The organism is Nostoc sp. DedQUE02, from assembly GCF_034531035.1.
Classification (GTDB): Bacteria; Cyanobacteriota; Cyanobacteriia; order Cyanobacteriales; family Nostocaceae; genus Nostoc.
The window spans coordinates 34946-52577 of the sequence record NZ_JAVRBY020000052.1; the positions used below are offsets into that span (position 1 = coordinate 34946).

The following is a 17632-nucleotide window of genomic DNA, read 5'->3' on the forward strand; positions in this document are numbered from 1 at the left end:
TGTATCATCTTGCCGATGGTAGAGTTTTATGGTGGCGACTTTTGAGAATTGGACGCAACCCGTTGACTCCAGCAACTACTGTTGAGCCATTGTTAACTACCGTTGCGGCTAAGGGGTTAAGACCAAAGAGAACGGCGATTATTAATGCTCCTAAGTTCGGAATGGCTACAAGACCTGTGTTTTGCCGAATCAATTGCTTGGCTTGACGAGCGATCGCGATCGCTTCTAATAAACCATACAAGTCATTCTGCATCAATACTAAGTCTGCTGTCTCACGAGCAATTTCAGAACTGTTAGCAAAGGAAACGGAAACATCAGCGTAGGCTAAAGCTGGCGAATCGTTTATTCCATCGCCTACAAATGCAACTGTCTTGCCTTGTTCGTGCAGTTGACGGACAACTGTTGCTTTTTGTTCTGGAAAAGCTTCGGCGTGAGTATGGGTTGGCAAAATACCAAGTTGAGCAGCAACAGCAGTAGCGGTTCGCTTGTTATCGCCGGTTAGCATGTGAATTTCTACACCTTCGACCGTCGAAAGTGCTGTAATGACTTCCCGGCTTTCGGGACGGAGAAGGTCACTATATTTAATAATACCTTGAAGTTGACCGTTACTAGCTACATAAATTGCTGAATTTGGAGATTTTTGCAGACCATTTAAGACTTCGGTATTAATGCCATTGGAGCGCAAAAAGCGATCGCTCCCCACATAAACTGTCTCTCCATCAATCAAAGCTTGCACGCCCAAACCTAGTTGATAGTCCCACTTGCTACGCGGCAAAATTTCCACGCTTCTGGCTTCGGCATAGCGAACAATTGCCTCTGCAACTGGATGAGTTAAACGCTGTTCGGCGGCGGCTGCCAATTCCAACACGCGCAATGTTGAGGTTGCCGGATTGAGACTTTCCACACTGACAACATCGACTTCTCCCTTCGTCAGTGTCCCCGTTTTATCAAAAACTATGGTATCGACTTCTGCTAGTTGTTCTAGCGCCCGTCCGCTACGGATGAGAATACCCCGCCGTGCAGCATAAGTTAAGGCTGCTAAAACTGTTGTCGGTACTGATACTCGAATCCCTGTAGCAAAATCTAAAGTTAAAACGCTGGCTGCTCGTGAAGGATTGCGAGTTGCGGCAAATACTGCCCCACCAAGTAGCAAAGTTGGCACAACCGCTTTTTGAGCAAATTTTGTGGCGTAATTCTCCATCCGGGTATCGTGGACAGGTGCTTCTTGCATTAACTTAATGCTCTGTCCGGCGCGGGTATCATTGCCTACCCTTTCTGTGAGAATGTAAATTCGTCCTTCCCGTACTAGGGTTGAAGCGAAAACTGGTTGTCCCGTTTTTTTCAAGACTGGCATCGACTCGCCAGTTAGTTTCTGCTCATCTAGTAGGGCTTTACCTCGCAAAATGCTCCCATCTACTGGCACTTGTTCGCCAGGGTAAACGATCACTGTATCCCCACGCTGCACATCTTGAATGGGAATTTGTTGCTTCTCGCCATTGCGTTCCACCCAGACAAATTGTCCCAGAGAACTAAGTAAATCTAGAGTTTGTTGAGCAGAAGAACGAGCCGTGCGATCGCGAATATTTTCACCCACTTCAATTAAACTGAGCATCAGCGATGGTGTGAGAAATTGACCTTGGAAGGTAGTAATAGCGATCGCCATCAAATCCAAGAAGTCAATATTCAATTTTCGCTCTACCCTAATACCTTCCCATGCTCGTTGGACAACCGGTAGTGTAGCAATAGCGATTGGCAGCGCCACTATCAAAGGCGGGATCGGTAATCCTAACGGCCCTCCCAACACTGCTAAAGTAGTCGCAACGGCGGAGAGTTGTAAGCCGGGCCAAGATGCTTCTTTTTCGGTTTCTGATAATGATGTAGAGTTTTTGAGAACAACTACTTGACTTGCAGCCTGAATCAAATTGTGGAGGTGCGATCGCATCTTCGCATCGGAAACTTTATCAGACTTATAAGTAACTGCAACCGACATTGCCGCCGGTTTGATACGGACATTTTTTACCAGCGCATCTGCTGTTAACAATACTTCTAGACGCTTGGCATAATCGGCATCATAGCGTAAGCGAGACACCCGAAACCGCAGCCTTCCCGGAGTTATATGGACAATGCTGTAGGTAACGTTGGAAAACTTTTTTTGAGAGTGTCCATTAGTGTCAATTAAAGAAACTTTACCATTGCCTTCCAGCACAGTCATGTGAGGCATTTCAGTTGAGGGCGATGGTGGTTTCAGTGTTGCTTTTGCCATTAGTTTTCTTTGATCCCAAATTGCTAAATTTCGAGGAAAATTAGGCTCTTTGCTGAAGTAAAGAGAGCAAATAGCCACCAATCCTGCAAGATTGGTTAGCTATGAACAGTTTGTTTATTTGTCAAATTCTGTTGCTTGCAGACGAAAGGCAATAAGGCGCAACCAGAATAATTATGTTTTACATTTTTAAAGGTAAGTTCGCCAGAAACCCTAAAGATAAAGACATTGCAGGCGATTTTAGGTTACTCCACAGACTGGATAATTCTGGAGTTGTTTGCTTTGCTGTTGTTGCGTCTGTAACTTCAGCAGTCTGAGTGACATCAATAGGATTATTTGTTGTTGCGTCTGTAATTTCAGCAGTCTGACTAACTTTTTCTAGAGGTTGGTTAGCCGTTGTTGTGTCTGTAATTTCATCTGTCTGACTAACTTTTTCTAGAGGTTCGTTAGCCGTTGTCATTGGCTGTTTTGTCTCCAACGCCAACTCCATCAAACTTACCCAATGAGATAATGGAATTTCACGAGACTGATAAGCGATCGCGATCGATGCCGCATCAAAATTCACACGTACACTTGTAACTTGAGTATCTGTTTTCATTCTTCTCTCAAGTCGCCGACCATAAGCACGATCTTGGGCGATTTTCGGCACATTCAACCGAATACGTCCAGGAATTTTATGAACTATGCTGTAGTCAATCTTTGCAGGTACTACCATTCCATCAGTTTTATCAACTTGGATAGTAGATTTGTGCTTTATTTTTGATAAGTCAGATTCGGATTTTATATCGCTTTTTATGGCAGAAATAGTGTCAGAACTTTTGGTTTTTTCTGAAGTCGCAACTTGAGAGCCAAGATAACCAATTACACCACGAGTTGCATCCGCCGCAATCATATAAACTGGAATCGATACCCAGCCATGAATTCCTAAACCTCCTGTTACTGCCAAGCCTGTCATCATCGGAATTAAGGAAATACCTTGCTCTTTCCAAAACGAAACCGATTTCCAAGCTGCAAAGGGATCGGTCTTGCTAGGTGAATCAGACGAAGCTGGCGGTTTGATTTCAAGATCGGATTTTAGCGCCAAAATTTCCGGTAATGACAACTTATGTTCATCAAAATTAATTACCAAACTTCCCGTTTGCTCATTTACACAAACTTCCGTCACTCCCTCTAAGGAGCGTAAATCTTGGGCTATGCTCTCAAGTATCGAGTTAAGGCTACTGTCAGTAGTACGGAGTCGCACGCGCCCGTTAGTTAAATGAACTATTTGCAAGCCACCTGATGGTTCTGACTCCGTTGAATATGCCGTCGTTTTAGTTGTACTTTGGTTAACTTCATTACTTTGTGGTGCAGAGATGAAGTCAGGTGATATTTGAGCCGACGGACTTGATTTTTCGCGATTACTGAGAGTTTTAGTCATTTACTCGATTACCCAATTTGCATCAATCAAGCAATAGGTTAACAATAGGTTAACTTTAACGTAAGCTATGGGGTTAAATCTATCTCTTCCGGATTATTTTCATTAAACTATTGTTAACATTTGCTGTTTATCCAACAGAATTCAGGAGTCAGGAGTCAGGAGTCAGGAGTCAGAAGACAGAATTCATTTTAAATTCTGTACGACTGGTGGATAGCGTAGCGTAGCGTCTCGTAGAGAGGATACGAGCGTCGGAAGGAGGTCGTGTCTTGATAACTCCTGAATTCTGACTCCTGAATTCTGAATTCTTCTTCAAATTCTTGCTAGCACTCCGATTAATAATGTTCACGAAGCCGATCGCTGCTGGTGAAATTGCAGGGGAATATTTTCTAGCACGAGTTGCCAAAAGTGCTTGATTGGGGGAATTTGCAGACGGTCTTGAGTTGTTACCATAACTACCCGACGAGTCAAGCTGGAAGCATCTGCTAAACCACTGATATTATTGCTAGCTAAGGCGCGAATCGCCAGGGTCGGGTCAAGACGGGCTTCCAGTAACGCTGATTGAGGTAGTAAAGCTATCAGTTCTCCTTGGCGCACGACTCCCCGGAAGGCATCTAGAGTATTTACCTCTAAAGCCGACTGAAGTTTTGCTTCCATACGCTCAAATCTATCTTGTATCAAGCGTTGCATCCCATAGCCATCTTTAAAAACCACTTGGGGATAACGAATTAGTTCCGACCAAGGGACGCATTCATATTTGGCTAGTGGATGATTGGCTGCGGTTAGAACTTCTATCGGTTCATCATAAAGTACTTCTACCACCATTTCTCTACTGGTGGTTAAAAAACGATTGTTCATCACAATTGCTAAATCCACCAATCCATCTTTGAGGACTTTCAGGGCGCGATCGCTTCCTAATGAAGTCACCCGCAATTGCACATCTGGATAATCATGACAAAATTTTTGTAACACTGGTGGCAAGTAAGATCCACACAAAGAGTGAATCACGGCAATGCAAAGTTCTGGTTGCTTTCCGGCGATTAAATCGGCTAATTCTTCTTTAGCAGTCTGCCACTCTTGGCAAATTTTACGGATGCGGGGTAGCAAAAGTTCACCTCCTAGCGTCAGTTTGGCATGACTGGTTCTGTGAAACAGTTCTATCCCCAAATCTGCTTCTAATGCTTGGATTTGGCGACTAATCGTCGATTGGGTAACACCAGATGTTCGCGCTGCTTGTTGAAAGCTGCCGGTTTGGGCGATCGCTAGAAAGGCTTGCAACTGCTCTAGGCGCATTTTTATGTAGCCTGAATTACATTTATCAGCTTCATTAAGTTAATGGATTTTTATCCACAATTTAGTATAGTTTGTTACGTACTGATTCCCAGGCGCATGAACTAATCATGTCAAGACCTCACCCCCAACCCCTCTTTGTGAGTTTAAAGAGGAGAGATAAAGCACAGCTTTATCAGGGTAAGGTACAGCTTAACCTCACTCTTATTAAAAACGTTATCAGGTCTAATACCCAATACGGTTCGGTTAAAGGGAAAAGGGAAAAGGGGAAAGGTTTTGAATCCTTTACCCTTTACCCCTTACCCTTTCCCCAGACCACAAAGAAAATGAAAAATGCTTATCCGAACCGTATTGGTCTGATACCAACACAAGGTTTTATAAAACCCCAAGCAAATAGCCGTACACTTGCGGATACGGCTGCGATCGCGTCAGATTTTTAAGAGGCACAGAGGGCACAAACAAAGGCTGTACCCTCCTAGAATGTGGGAAACACTATCTAGAGCGAGAACCTGTTACTTCATCAGGATCTCTATAAGCCCGGACTTTTTCGCGATTCCGAGCTAGTCCTGCTAAACCAGCTAGACCAATCAAACCTAGCCAACCCAAATTAAAACCGCGATCGGTATTTCTTTCGGAAGTTGTGACGCCTGCATTTCTGTTAGTACCTGTAGCATCAGAGCCTGTTGTTCCAGTACCAGTGGAATCAGAGCCTGTTGTACCAGTACCTGTTGTTCCACTACCGGTTGTTCCAGTACCAGTGGAATCAGAGCCTGTTGCGCCAGTACCCGTTGTTCCAGTACCAGTGGAATCAGAGCCTGTTGCGCCAGTACCCGTTGTTCCACTGCCCGTTGTTCCAGTACCAGTGGAATCAGATCCTGTTGTTCCACTGCCTGTTGTTCCACTGCCCGTTGAGCCACTGCTTGTACCAGTACCTGTACCTCCAGTACCTAGACCACCGCCTGTAGTTCCACTGCCTGTACCAGTACCTGTACCTCCAGTACCTGTACCTCCAGTACCTAGACCACTGCCTGTACCTCCAGTACCTAAACCACTACCTGTACCTCCAGTACCTAAACCACTACCTGTACTGCCACTGCCTGTACCTCCAGTACCTAAACCACTACCTGTACCTCCAGTACCTAGCCCACTGCCTGTACCTCCAGTACCTAGCCCACTGCCTGTACTTCCACTGCCTGTAGTTCCAGTACCTGTACCACTGCCTGTAGCTCCAGTACCTGAGCTAGATCCACCACTGGAACCACCACTAGAGCCACCACTGCCGGAACCTCCACTCTGGGCAAAAACTGAAGGAGGTAAGGACACAGAAGCGAAACTGATGGCAAAGACAGTAGCTAAAACAGTTTTAGATAAATTCAAAGGTTTCATACTTATGGTTCCTTTATGTTCTAGATTTGTGTGAGTGATTGATTTTCAAAACCGATATTGTCTACTCAATCGACTGCTAAATAGGAAAATCTTTACAAGAGTTGAGGAGTCTTTCACCTAGCTTCTTTTGGAAAAATTGAAAGCATTTGAACATCCCACAACAACTGATTATTGATTAGATCAAGCAAAATAATTCATAATCAGTAATTAGTAATTTAGGATTAAGAACCCACGACAAAGGTCGCTTGTTCACAAGAGATAGATTAAGAATAATAATTTCCTATTTTATAAAATTATTAATATTCCTTTCTACCCGATTTTTAATTACTCATTGTGAATTATTTTGTAACTTCTACACAGCATAGCTGCTAGTTTTTCACCTGACTTCTACCATAAGAGTAAAACCATTTATATCGCAGGGATTAATTTGGCATTTTAGTCTATGAACGTGAAAAGTATGAAACTTTTTAGAGCTTGCAAGCAATTAGATAAAACCCTAGAAGACGTGAAGCGTAGCTTGCTTTCTCGAAAAAAAAGGTTTACTACAAACTTCTAATTATTTATACTGCCCTACTTAATAAGTACAAGTGATAGCTAAGTTAAGCAGGATTTTTACCTCAATAAATATAATTATTTTTTTGACATTAGCTTTTAGTTATTTGGATATAAATCAACTAGAGACTATAAGCAACCAGATACTGCCAACGTATGTAAGCTCTATTAACAAGACTTCATAATCTTATTTCGTTTGAGAACTTATAACTTCATACTTCAGGTGTGTCTTACTTTAGACTTAAGGAATACTTTTATTGTCAGTTATAGCTAAAATTTACCATTCAGCTAAAGCGATCGCTATTCCTTGTTTTAAATCTGGTGTGATTGCGTCGTTATTCGCTAACTGCTGCAACTGTTGATGTGTGGCTTCTCCATCCAGATTTTTCAGTGCTGCGATCGCGTGTAGTCTCACCGATGCATTAGAATCGCCTAACAGCGAAATCAATGGTTCAATTGCCTGCATTTTGCCTAACTGTCCTAAAGACAAAGCGATCGCACTTTTGATGCTGGCAATCTCTGTGGCTGGATGTGGCGTTAGCGTTCGCGTTGGCGTTGGCGTTGGCGTTGGCGTTGGCGAAGCCTCTCGAAGAGAAGCCTCTCGAAGAGAAGCCTCTCGAAGAGAAGCCTCTCGTAGAGAAGCCTCTCGAAGAGAAGCCTCTCGTAGAGAAGCTTGCCGTTCGTGTAGCGTCTCGTAGAGAAGGCATCGCAGTATTTGCAGTAAGATTTCCGCAGATGGTGTAGTTAACTGAGGTTTTTGCACTCGTCCCAAAACTGTGACAATTTCTTGCCATACTGTCTCGGAAGTGCTTTGATTAAATGCTTGTTGCAAATATTCCAAACTCGATAATGTCCCCACCCAACTTAAAGCGCGGATCGTTTCTAATTGCAGCGTTATCGGTGTCTGGGGTGAAATAAGCAAATCAAATAAGTGTTTGGCAGCGTCATCACTACCCATTCGAGAAAGAGTAACTGCTGCTGCACAACAAACATCAAGGTTAAAGTCGTAAAGTTTAGGTTGCAGTCTGGTTACTAAATCTAATGCTTGGTGTAAATCGGGGCGAAAACCTAAACCAAGCACTGCTGCACGCCTCACTATGGCGGCTATATCATCCAAAGCTTTTAACAATACTGGTGGTACACGTTCGTCATGAAAACTGCTGAGGGCTTCAATTGCGGCGGCGCGGATTGCTGCTTGTGGATCTTGCACTACACTCAACAGAGGTGTGATGGTTTCTGGTTGCCGAATACAACAAAGCGATCGCACTGCTAACAATCGTGTATTTTCATCTAATAGAAGTTCTGTTAGTGAAGCAATAGCAATAGTACCCATTTGTCCCAGTGCTGTAGCTGCGATCGCTTTAAGTTCTTCATCCTCATCATTTTTCAACAATTCAACTATTGATGCGATCGCTTCTGGATGTTTAAATTCGCCTAAAGTTCTGGCTGCATACCAGCGTAATTCTTCTTCTGCGTCTTCATCTTGTAATATCTCAATGAGTGGGGGTATGGCAATATTTCCCAAGTAAGTTAACACTTTGGTAATTTCCCAGCGTTGCTGAAAATCTCCCATCTCTAAAATTGAAAGTGTTAATTTCAACAGATGTTCTCGGTTCTTAACTATCTCTGGATGTTCCGAGTCTGCACCTAAAATTAACTGTTGCAAATATTGAATTAATGATGACCAATCAGCTGTACTATATGCTGCCTCGGCTTGCACCAATAGCTGTTTGATGTTACTCACAATATCTTGCTTGAATTATCAATTTTTTACCTTCTGCCTCCACTAGGCTGGCTTGACCGCAACCGAATTACCCTCAATCTTGACGGCGTAAGTTTTCAGGGGGTTTTTTGCCGGGCCTTTTTGCACTTTACCATCTGATCCATATTCCGAACCATGACAGGGACAAGCGAATTTTTTCGCATCAGCTTTCCACGCTACAGTGCAACCTGCGTGAGTACAGGTAGGATCAACAGCAGTTAGATTTCCGGCTTTAGATGTGCCGACTACCAGCACAGGCCCAGCAGGTGAGTTTTTTGCCAGCAATTGACCTGTTTTATCTAATTGTGCCGATGTACCTATTGTTTGCCAATCTTTAGATGCTGGAGTTGTTTGAGAAGAACAAGCTGCGATCGCTACAGGTAGAGAACTCGAAATCAAACCCAAACCTACCCAATTAATAAAATCACGACGTTTCATAGCTGCTGAAATTATCTAAGTTTTAACTAACATCTGCTACTCAATTTTGGATTTTAGATTTTGAATTAATCTATAGCAATCCAAAATTGCTTCAGTCTTCTCAAATAACGTTGATTAAGGACTCTGCATCGCTTATTCGTGACTCTAATGCAAAAAATACATAGGTTTTATGCATTTTTTGCCAACTTTCTCAAAAAACGTAACATTTTATACGATTTTAACAAAAATCTCGCCTTAAGTTATGAGTATCGAAATTGTTACATGAACATTATCTAAATCTGCTTGACAAATTTCCAATATGTAAATGGCGACAAGCGCACAGTTGTGCGCCCCTACAAACCAACCGGATTCCACAGAATTTAAAACAGCCCTAAATTTTATTTATTCCCTAAGCCTTGTAGATACAGCACGTAATGTAACTACGGATTGATTGGTATTGGGTAATTACAATCACAGTTCTTCATCGTACCAGTAATTTGCAACGATCAGCCTTATGACAGACACAGCAACTACCACTAACCTTAATAAGTTCGAGAAATTAAAAGCAGAAAAAGATGGACTCGCCATCAAGAGTGAGATAGAGAAATTTGCCGCCTTGGGTTGGGAGGCAATGAACGAAACAGATCGCGATCATCGCCTCAAATGGGTAGGCGTGTTTTTTCGCCCAGTTACCCCAGGCAAGTTTATGATGCGGTTGCGGATGCCTAACGGTATTCTCAGCAGCAGCCAGATGCGTGTTTTGGCGCAAGTGGTACAGCGTTACGGAGATGATGGTTGCGCTGATATTACTACGAGACAGAATATCCAATTACGGGGGATCAGAATTGAAGATTTACCAGATATCTTTGATAGACTTCACGCAGTTGGTTTAACCAGTGTTCAGTCAGGGATGGATAACGTTCGCAATATCACAGGCGATCCTGTGGCGGGGTTAGATGCAGATGAGTTGTACGACACGCGAGAGTTGGTACAACAAATTCAAGATATGCTTACCAATAAAGGGCAAGGGAACCCAGAGTTTAGCAATTTACCACGGAAGTTTAATATTGCGATCGCAGGTGGAAGAGACAATTCGGTTCATGCTGAAATCAACGATTTGGCTTTTGTGCCAGCATTTAAAGAAGCAGGGGAGCAGGGGAGCAGGGGAGCAGGGGAGCAAAATTTCCTCTCTGCCCCTCTGCACCTCTGCACCTCTGCCCATTCCCACGACAAAATTTTTGGGTTTAACGTTTTAGTCGGTGGCTTTTTCTCAGCTAAACGTTGTGAGGCGGCGATTCCTCTAAATGCTTGGGTGGCTCCAGAAGATGTGGTAGCTGTATGTAGAGCCGTTTTGGAAGTATTTCGCGATCATGGGCCACGTGCTAATCGGCAAAAATCGCGCTTGATGTGGCTAATCGATGAATGGAGTTTAGATAAGTTTCGAGCAGAAGTAGAAAACCGTTTGGGTAAATCATTAATATCCGCAGCATCTAAAGACGAGATCGACTGGGAAAAACGCGACCACATTGGGGTATATAAACAAAAACAAGCAGGATTAAATTATGCAGGCTTGAACATTCCTGTCGGTCGGTTGTATGCCGAGGATATGTTTGAAATTGCTCGTCTAGCCGAAGTTTACGGCACTAGTGAAATCCGGTTTACAGTTGAGCAAAATATTGTGATCCCCAACATTTCTGACTCGCGTATAGCAACATTTTTAACAGAGCCTTTGCTGGAAAGATTTTCTATTGATCCAGGTTTGCTGACGCGATCGCTAGTATCTTGCACAGGCGCACAATTTTGCAACTTTGCCCTGATTGAAACCAAAAACCGTGCCCTGGCAATGATTAAAGTCTTAGAAGAAGAATTGACCTTCACCAAACCAGTGCGAATTCACTGGACAGGTTGCCCCAACTCTTGCGGACAGCCACAAGTTGCAGACATCGGCTTGATGGGAACTAAAACTCGCAAAAATGGCAAAACCTTGGAAGGTGTTGACATATATATGGGTGGCAAAGTCGGTAAAGATGCTCATTTAGGAACTTGCATTATCAAAGGTGTTCCATGCGAAGACTTGCAGCCAATATTGCAAGACTTACTCATCAAAAACTTTGGAGCAAAACTCAAGCAAGAAGCCCTATTAGTTATGAACTGATTGGGGATTGGACATTGGGCAAAACTCATATTTCAACCTTAAAGGTCTAACCTCCGAGTAAAAAGGTGCAACTTCCGAGTAAAAAGGTGCAACTTCCGAGTAAAAAGGTGCAACCTCCAAGTTAAAAGGTGCAACCTCCGAGATAAAAGGCTCAACCTCCGAGTTAAAAGGCTCAACCTCCGAGTTAAAAGGCTCAACCTTCGAGTTAAAAGGTTCAACTTCCCCTCAATAAGATCCCCCCGCCTGTGGCGACCCCCTTAAAAAGGGGGTAATTAGAAAAAAAGCCTGCCTTTTAAGGGGGTAATTAGAAAAAAAAGCCCCCCTTTTTAAGGGGGGGTTGGGGGGATCTCCGACAAATAAACACGTTAACTGAACCGTATTACATCTTCCCCCACCTCTTCTCCGTATTTTATTCAATTAGCAAGATTAGAATGCTTAAAAACTTATTTTCGTTCAGCGATCGCTACCGCATCTTACATCAGACTTGGTTTGCCTTCTTTCTCACCTTTGTTTGTTGGTTTAACTTTGCCCCCTTCGCTACAACCATTGGCAAAGAGCTACATTTAGCACCAGAACAAATCAAAACTTTAGGCATCTGTAACCTTGCTCTGACAATTCCCGCACGGCTAATTATTGGGATGCTTTTGGATCGTTTTGGCCCCAGAATTACCTACTCAATGCTGCTGATGTTTGCGGTAGTTCCTTGTTTAGCAACCGCACTAGCGCAAGATTTTAATCAACTAGTCATCAGTCGTTTGCTGATGGGAATTGTCGGATCTGGGTTTGTTGTCGGTATCCGCATGGTGGCAGAATGGTTCCAGCCTAAAGAGATGGGAATTGCTCAAGGCATTTATGGCGGTTGGGGTAACTTTGGGGCATTTGGTGCAGAGTTTGCCTTACCGATACTTGCAGTTTCTACTAGCTTTTTCGCTGGTGGTGCTTCTAACTGGCGATTTGCGATCGCACTTACAGGAATCATTACAGCCATCTACGGCGTAATTTATTACAACACTGTTCAAGATACGCCCACAGGTAAAGTCTACAAGAAACCTAAGAAAAATGGTTCTCTAGAAGTCACAAGTATTAAAAGCTTCTGGGCGATGATTGTCTCGAATTTTGGTTTGATATTCGCTTTAGGTTTATTAGCTTGGCGCTTAGAACAAAAAAATATTCACTTTCTAACTTTGAGCCAAATGTATTTGGTTTGGTTACTATTAGCAGGATTGTTTGCTTATCAAAGTTACAAAGCTTGGCAAGTAAACCGAGAACTTCTCATTGGCAAGAAAACTTACGCTCCATCTGAACGTTTCCAATTTGGTCAAGTAGCTTTACTAGAATTCACTTACATAACTAGTTTTGGTAGCGAACTAGCAGCCGTTTCTATGCTCCCGGCATTTTTTGAAAAAACCTTTGCTTTAGAACATGTTGTCGCTGGGATGATTGCTGCTACCTATCCGTTTTTAAATTTAGTTTCTCGTCCAAGTGGTGGCTTAATTTCTGATAAATTTAACTCCCGTAAGTGGACAATGACAATTATCAGTGCTGGCATTGGTATTAGTTATTTGATGGCACATTTTATTAGTAGTAGCTGGCCGATTCCGGTAGCGATCGCAGTTACAATGCTCGCCGCTTACTTTGCCCAAGCCGGCTGCGGCGCAACCTATAGCATCGTACCCCTAATTAAGAAAGAAGCCACTGGACAAATCGCCGGTAATGTAGGAGCTTACGGTAATTTTGGCGGCGTAGTTTACCTGACAATTTTCAGCTTAACCGATGCTCCAACACTATTTTCCACAATGGGTTTAGCTGCACTAGTCTGTGCTTTCATGTGTGCCTTCTTCCTCAAAGAACCAAAAGGTTCCTTTGCCCCTGCATTTGAAGGTGAATTAGCAGAAACCGCAACGAAAAACCCTATCTTCTTAACTGAAGAATAATCAACTCAAAGATGAAGTAGTGAAATTAATTATCAAATCTGAATTAGATAACTTTACACTTCATCTTTCCATAGCAATCCTAATTCATAAAAATCTCTTTTTCTTCTCTCTGCGCTCTCTGCGTCTTAACGGTTCGTTAAAAAAATTATGAAAAAACGAACCGCCAAAACGCCAAGGACGCAAAGGAATATCAGTTTTTGCGTAACACACAAATTTCTCAACCTGGCGCTACATCTGAGGTTGCCCAATCAAAATAACAAAATGGTACAACTGCCATGAGTGAATTTACCAAAACCCTTTGTCCTTACTGTGGTGTTGGCTGTGGTTTAGAAGTTTCACCCCCAGCCCAACTAGGCAAAGCAACTAATCGAGATAGCCAAGGAAATCCAACTTGGCGGGTGCGCGGTGATAAAGCTCATCCATCTAGTCAGGGTATGGTTTGCGTCAAAGGTGCAACGATCGCAGAATCTTTAGATAAAAATAGATTACATTACCCAATGGTGCGAGACTCCTTAGATCAAGAGTTTCGCCGCGTTAGTTGGGATGAAGCTTTTAATATAATCACGCAGCGCATTCAAACTATCCGCTTCACCCAAGGCCCAGAAGCCTTATGTATGTATGGTTCTGGCCAGTTTCAAACCGAGGATTATTACATAGCCCAGAAACTGATAAAAGGCTGTCTGGGTACTAATAATTTTGATGCCAACTCTCGCTTATGTATGTCTAGTGCGGTGGCTGGCTACATTCAAAGCTTTGGCTCAGATGGCCCTCCCTGCTGTTACGATGACTTGGAGTTAACTGATTGTGCATTTTTAATTGGTACTAATACAGCCGAATGTCACCCCATCGTTTTTAATCGGCTTGAAAAGTATCACAAAAAGAACCGCAAAGTCAAAATGATTGTGGTCGATCCCCGTTGCACACCAACCGCAGAAGCTGCTGATTTACATTTAGCGATTCGTCCCGGTACAGATATCGATTTATTGAATGGCATCGCCCACTTGTTAATGCGCTGGAACTATATTGATACGATGTTCATGGACGACTGCACCAGCAATTTTCCTGCTTATGCTGAGGTTATTCGCCACTATCCCCCGGAAGTGGTGGCTCGTCAATGTGGAATCAGTATTGAAGATTTAGAAACAGCAGCTCGCTATTGGGGTAAATCTAAGCGAGTACTCTCTTTGTGGTCAATGGGTGTAAATCAATCGTCAGAAGGGACGGCTAAGGTAAGAACTATCATTAACCTGCACCTGATGACTGGACAAATCGGCAAACCAGGAGCTGGCCCTTTTTCCCTCACTGGTCAGCCGAACGCAATGGGAGGTCGGGAAGCCGGAGGTTTGGCGCATTTATTACCAGGTTATCGGACGGTAAAAAATCCGCAACACCGCGCAGAAGTTGAGGAGTTTTGGGGACTTAAGGCAGGACAGATTTCGCCCAATCCCGGTTTGACTGCTTGGGATATGATTACTGGCTTGGAAGATGGCGCTGTAGAGTTACTGTGGATTGCGGCTACTAATCCAGCAGTGAGTATGCCAGATTTAGAGCGGACTAAAAAGGCATTGTTGCGATCGCCTTTCACTATTTACCAAGACGCTTATTATCCCACAGAAACCTCTGCTTACGCTCACGTTTTGCTACCAGCAGCCCAATGGGGTGAAAAAACTGGTGTGATGACAAATTCCGAACGGGTGGTAACTCTGTGTCAAGCATTCCGCCAACCGCCAAGAGAAGCTAAAGCCGATTGGGAAATTTTCGCCGAAGTTGGACGTAGATTAGGTTTTGAGAAAGAATTTGCCTTTGCTAACTCTGCTGAAGTTTACGCTGAGTTTGTCAAACTAACTAAAAATCGCCCCTGCGATATGACAGGTCTTAGTCACGGGCAATTACAGACACAAGGCCCGACTCAATGGCCTCACCCAGAAGACAGCAGGGGCAGCAGCACTTCGGCTCCTTTCGACTTCGCTACCTCGACTTCGCTCGGCACAAGTCAAGGCAAGTCGCTCAGTGACCGAGGAGCAGGGGAAGCAGGGGGAGAAACATCTGCCAATTGCTCTGGTAAAAGACTATACACTAACTTGCGCTTCCACACCCCTGATGGACGCGCTCGATTTGGGGCATATTATTCCAAGGGATTGGCGGAACCACCAGACCCAGATTATCCATTTGTGTTAACGAATGGACGACTTTATGGACACTGGCATACGCAGACACGCACTGGTCGAATTGAAAAAATTTGCAAAATGCATCCCGAACCATTTATCGAAATTCATCCCCGTGATGCTGCTCGGTTAGGTGTTGTAGATAGTATGTATGTGGAAGTGCGATCACGTCGGGGTAAAGCGAAGTTTCCTGCTAAAGTAACAAAAGCGATCGCACCTGGTACAGTTTTTGTCCCTATGCACTGGGGTTCACTGTGGGCAGATAATGCCGAAGCCAACGCCCTCACCCATCCAGAATCGTGCCCTGATTCGCTGCAACCAGAATTAAAAGCCTGTGCTGTGCAGTTGATACCAATTTCGGTGGAAGTTCCCATCAAAAATCATCAACTCCAGTCTTCACGATGGTAAGCTGCAAAGTGTAGTTCGAAACTAGTAATTTATAACCAGCAATAGGTAATTTAGTCAATAATCAATAGTCAATAGTTATTATCATTTTTTATAACTCTCTAATTTTGGCTGTTACCAATTACTATATCTAAGGGGTCACAATCTCTAGTAACAAGAGGTTTGACAAACAGAAATGGTAAGTTCTTTGATATGTGTAAGAGTTGCAAAATTGAATTACGAACTTGTACTGCCCTTCGACTTCGCTCAGGAACCGCGTAGCCGTTGGCGTGGTCACTGAGCGTAGTCGAAGTGCAGCCTTTCGTAGAGAAGTATTACGAATTACGAATTACGAATTACGAATTACTTTAATCCTCTAGATTTATCTATGGGATTTTCTTTTATTTTAGAATCGGGTGCAGCAGATGAAAAAGCTAGTGAGGCGAATTCTAGGAGCTACCAATGATAAGAACTTCATGCACATCATTGAAAACATAGAAGTGCTAGTTTCTAAAGTTTTATCTATTTTTATGGTGGTCGTAATTTTGGTAGCGATCGCAGATTTAGGAGTCTTTATTTTTAAAGAGTTATTTACAATCCCTTATGGCAAGTTTAACGCAACCCTATATAAAGTTTTCGGTTTATTTTTAAATATTTTAATTGCCTTAGAAATTCTAGAAAATATTACAGCCTATTTAAGAAGACACGTTTTTCAAGTTGAATTAGTGATTGTCACTTCTTTAATTGCTGTTGCCAGAAAAATTATTATTCTTGACTTAGAAAAAATTGGAGGTCTTGATATAATTGGTCTAGGTGTAGCTATTCTTGCCTTATCAATTAGTTATTTGATAATTCGTCTCAGTAATTCCAAAGATGCAAGTTGAAATAATTCATAATTCGTAATGGTGATTTATACCCCACCACAAAACTTGCCACTTTTTCCATTCCCTATTCCTCATGCTCCCCCCATCAACTTTGGGGTTGTCGAACAATGACAGATTTCTTTCAATTTGAAACAGACTTTGTTGATTCTCTGCGTTGCATCCCTATGCAGGTGCGTTGTAAATTAGATACCTGTGGCATCAAGCTAAAATTGCCTGACTGGAATCAAATGACGACAGATGAACGGCAAGCTTTAGTCGAATTACCTTGCACTACAGAAACGGAAATTCAGTCTTACCGCGAGCATATCGAGCAATTAATCATACAACGCACAGGTGTAGCAGCTACAAAATTGCCCATTGAGCCTCATCCTGCATGGCTAGACTCTGCAACTGTACCAGCTAGCCTTCAGGAAAAAGCTCAAGAAATAGGTGTAACCCTGACACAGCAACATTGGGCAGCTTTAACACCCTTACAGCGTTTTGCTTTGATTAAACTCAGCCATCCAGGACATGAAAACAGAAACTTTCCTAGAGCGATCGCAGAATTTAATCTGCTTTAATTAAGCAATAGTCATTAAAAGAAAAAATTTTTAAAGTGTATTACACTTTGTTAAGTTATCACTTTTAAATGATACACTACAACACTGCTAATATTGTAGTGTATCAGAAATGAGTGCAGATGCTAAAATAACCAAATCTAAATTAATTTTTACTTAAAATGGCATTTCTTAATAAGAGTAACTGTTGATTTTATCATAACTTATCAGCTCGCTTCTGCATTGCCAAATTTGTCAGAGTATAATTAATCTGACTACTTAATAAGTACTGGCAATAGTTAAGTTTAGTAATTTCCATAAAATTAGGATTTATTTTATGCATCCTCAGTTAATTTTTTCATGATTTGATGAATACTTAACATAGTCAATTACTGTTACTAATTTCAGTAATCTGTTTAAGCAAGGGAAAACCTAACTTGTGCCTTTGGTCAACATATAAATGAGCCACGTTCTTAGCGAGATGGCGAAT

Annotated in this window: 11 protein-coding genes and 1 pseudogene; 5 read left to right on the top strand and 7 right to left on the bottom strand. The window is 42.7% G+C overall.

The window, feature by feature from the left end:
* Positions 1–4: 4 nt before the first annotated feature.
* The 6 genes from RMX98_RS28065 to RMX98_RS28090 form a co-directional block, all read right to left on the bottom strand.
* A complete protein-coding gene (locus RMX98_RS28065) occupies positions 5–2263 on the bottom strand; it encodes a heavy metal translocating P-type ATPase (protein WP_322675729.1) in 2259 nt (752 codons plus the stop codon).
* 178 nt (positions 2264–2441) lie between these two features.
* Complete coding sequence (locus RMX98_RS28070) at positions 2442–3680, bottom strand: HMA2 domain-containing protein (RefSeq protein ID WP_322675728.1); 1239 nt, start codon at positions 3678–3680, stop codon at positions 2442–2444.
* A gap of 342 nt (positions 3681–4022) precedes the next feature.
* Entirely contained in the window at positions 4023–4970 is a 948-nt protein-coding gene (locus RMX98_RS28075) for a LysR family transcriptional regulator (protein WP_322675727.1), read from the bottom strand.
* A gap of 489 nt (positions 4971–5459) precedes the next feature.
* Positions 5460–6353: a WGxxGxxG-CTERM domain-containing protein gene (locus tag RMX98_RS28080; protein WP_409881579.1), complete on the bottom strand. Its 894-nt coding sequence runs from the start codon at positions 6351–6353 to the stop codon at positions 5460–5462.
* An 829-nt stretch (positions 6354–7182) separates the two neighbouring features.
* On the bottom strand, positions 7183–8652 hold the full coding sequence (locus RMX98_RS28085; protein ID WP_409881581.1) for a HEAT repeat domain-containing protein: 1470 nt from the start codon (positions 8650–8652) through the stop codon (positions 7183–7185).
* Between the two features lie 39 nt (positions 8653–8691).
* A complete protein-coding gene (locus RMX98_RS28090; RefSeq protein WP_322675724.1) occupies positions 8692–9105 on the bottom strand; it encodes a ubiquinol-cytochrome c reductase iron-sulfur subunit in 414 nt (137 codons plus the stop codon).
* 493 nt (positions 9106–9598) lie between these two features.
* On the opposite strand from RMX98_RS28090, the gene RMX98_RS28095 reads away from it, so the two are divergent.
* From RMX98_RS28095 to RMX98_RS28115, 5 genes are all read left to right on the top strand, one after another.
* Positions 9599–11239: a ferredoxin--nitrite reductase gene (locus RMX98_RS28095; protein WP_322675723.1), complete on the top strand. Its 1641-nt coding sequence runs from the start codon at positions 9599–9601 to the stop codon at positions 11237–11239.
* Positions 11240–11670: 431 nt separating this feature from the next.
* Positions 11671–13173 carry a NarK family nitrate/nitrite MFS transporter gene (locus RMX98_RS28100; protein ID WP_322675722.1) on the top strand — a complete coding sequence of 501 codons (1503 nt, stop codon included), beginning with the start codon at positions 11671–11673 and terminating at the stop codon, positions 13171–13173.
* A 275-nt stretch (positions 13174–13448) separates the two neighbouring features.
* Positions 13449–15746, top strand: a complete 2298-nt coding sequence (locus RMX98_RS28105) for a nitrate reductase (protein WP_322675721.1) — start codon at positions 13449–13451, stop codon at positions 15744–15746.
* Positions 15747–16147: 401 nt separating this feature from the next.
* Complete coding sequence (locus tag RMX98_RS28110) at positions 16148–16606, top strand: phosphate-starvation-inducible PsiE family protein (RefSeq protein ID WP_322675720.1); 459 nt, start codon at positions 16148–16150, stop codon at positions 16604–16606.
* Between the two features lie 107 nt (positions 16607–16713).
* Positions 16714–17166 (top strand): nitrate reductase associated protein, encoded by a 453-nt coding sequence (locus RMX98_RS28115; protein WP_322675719.1) that lies wholly within the window; start codon positions 16714–16716, stop codon positions 17164–17166.
* A gap of 177 nt (positions 17167–17343) precedes the next feature.
* On the opposite strand, the pseudogene RMX98_RS28120 reads toward RMX98_RS28115, so the two are convergent.
* Positions 17344–17461, bottom strand: a pseudogene (locus tag RMX98_RS28120) (transposase); the annotation flags it as partial.
* Positions 17462–17632 lie beyond the last annotated feature (171 nt).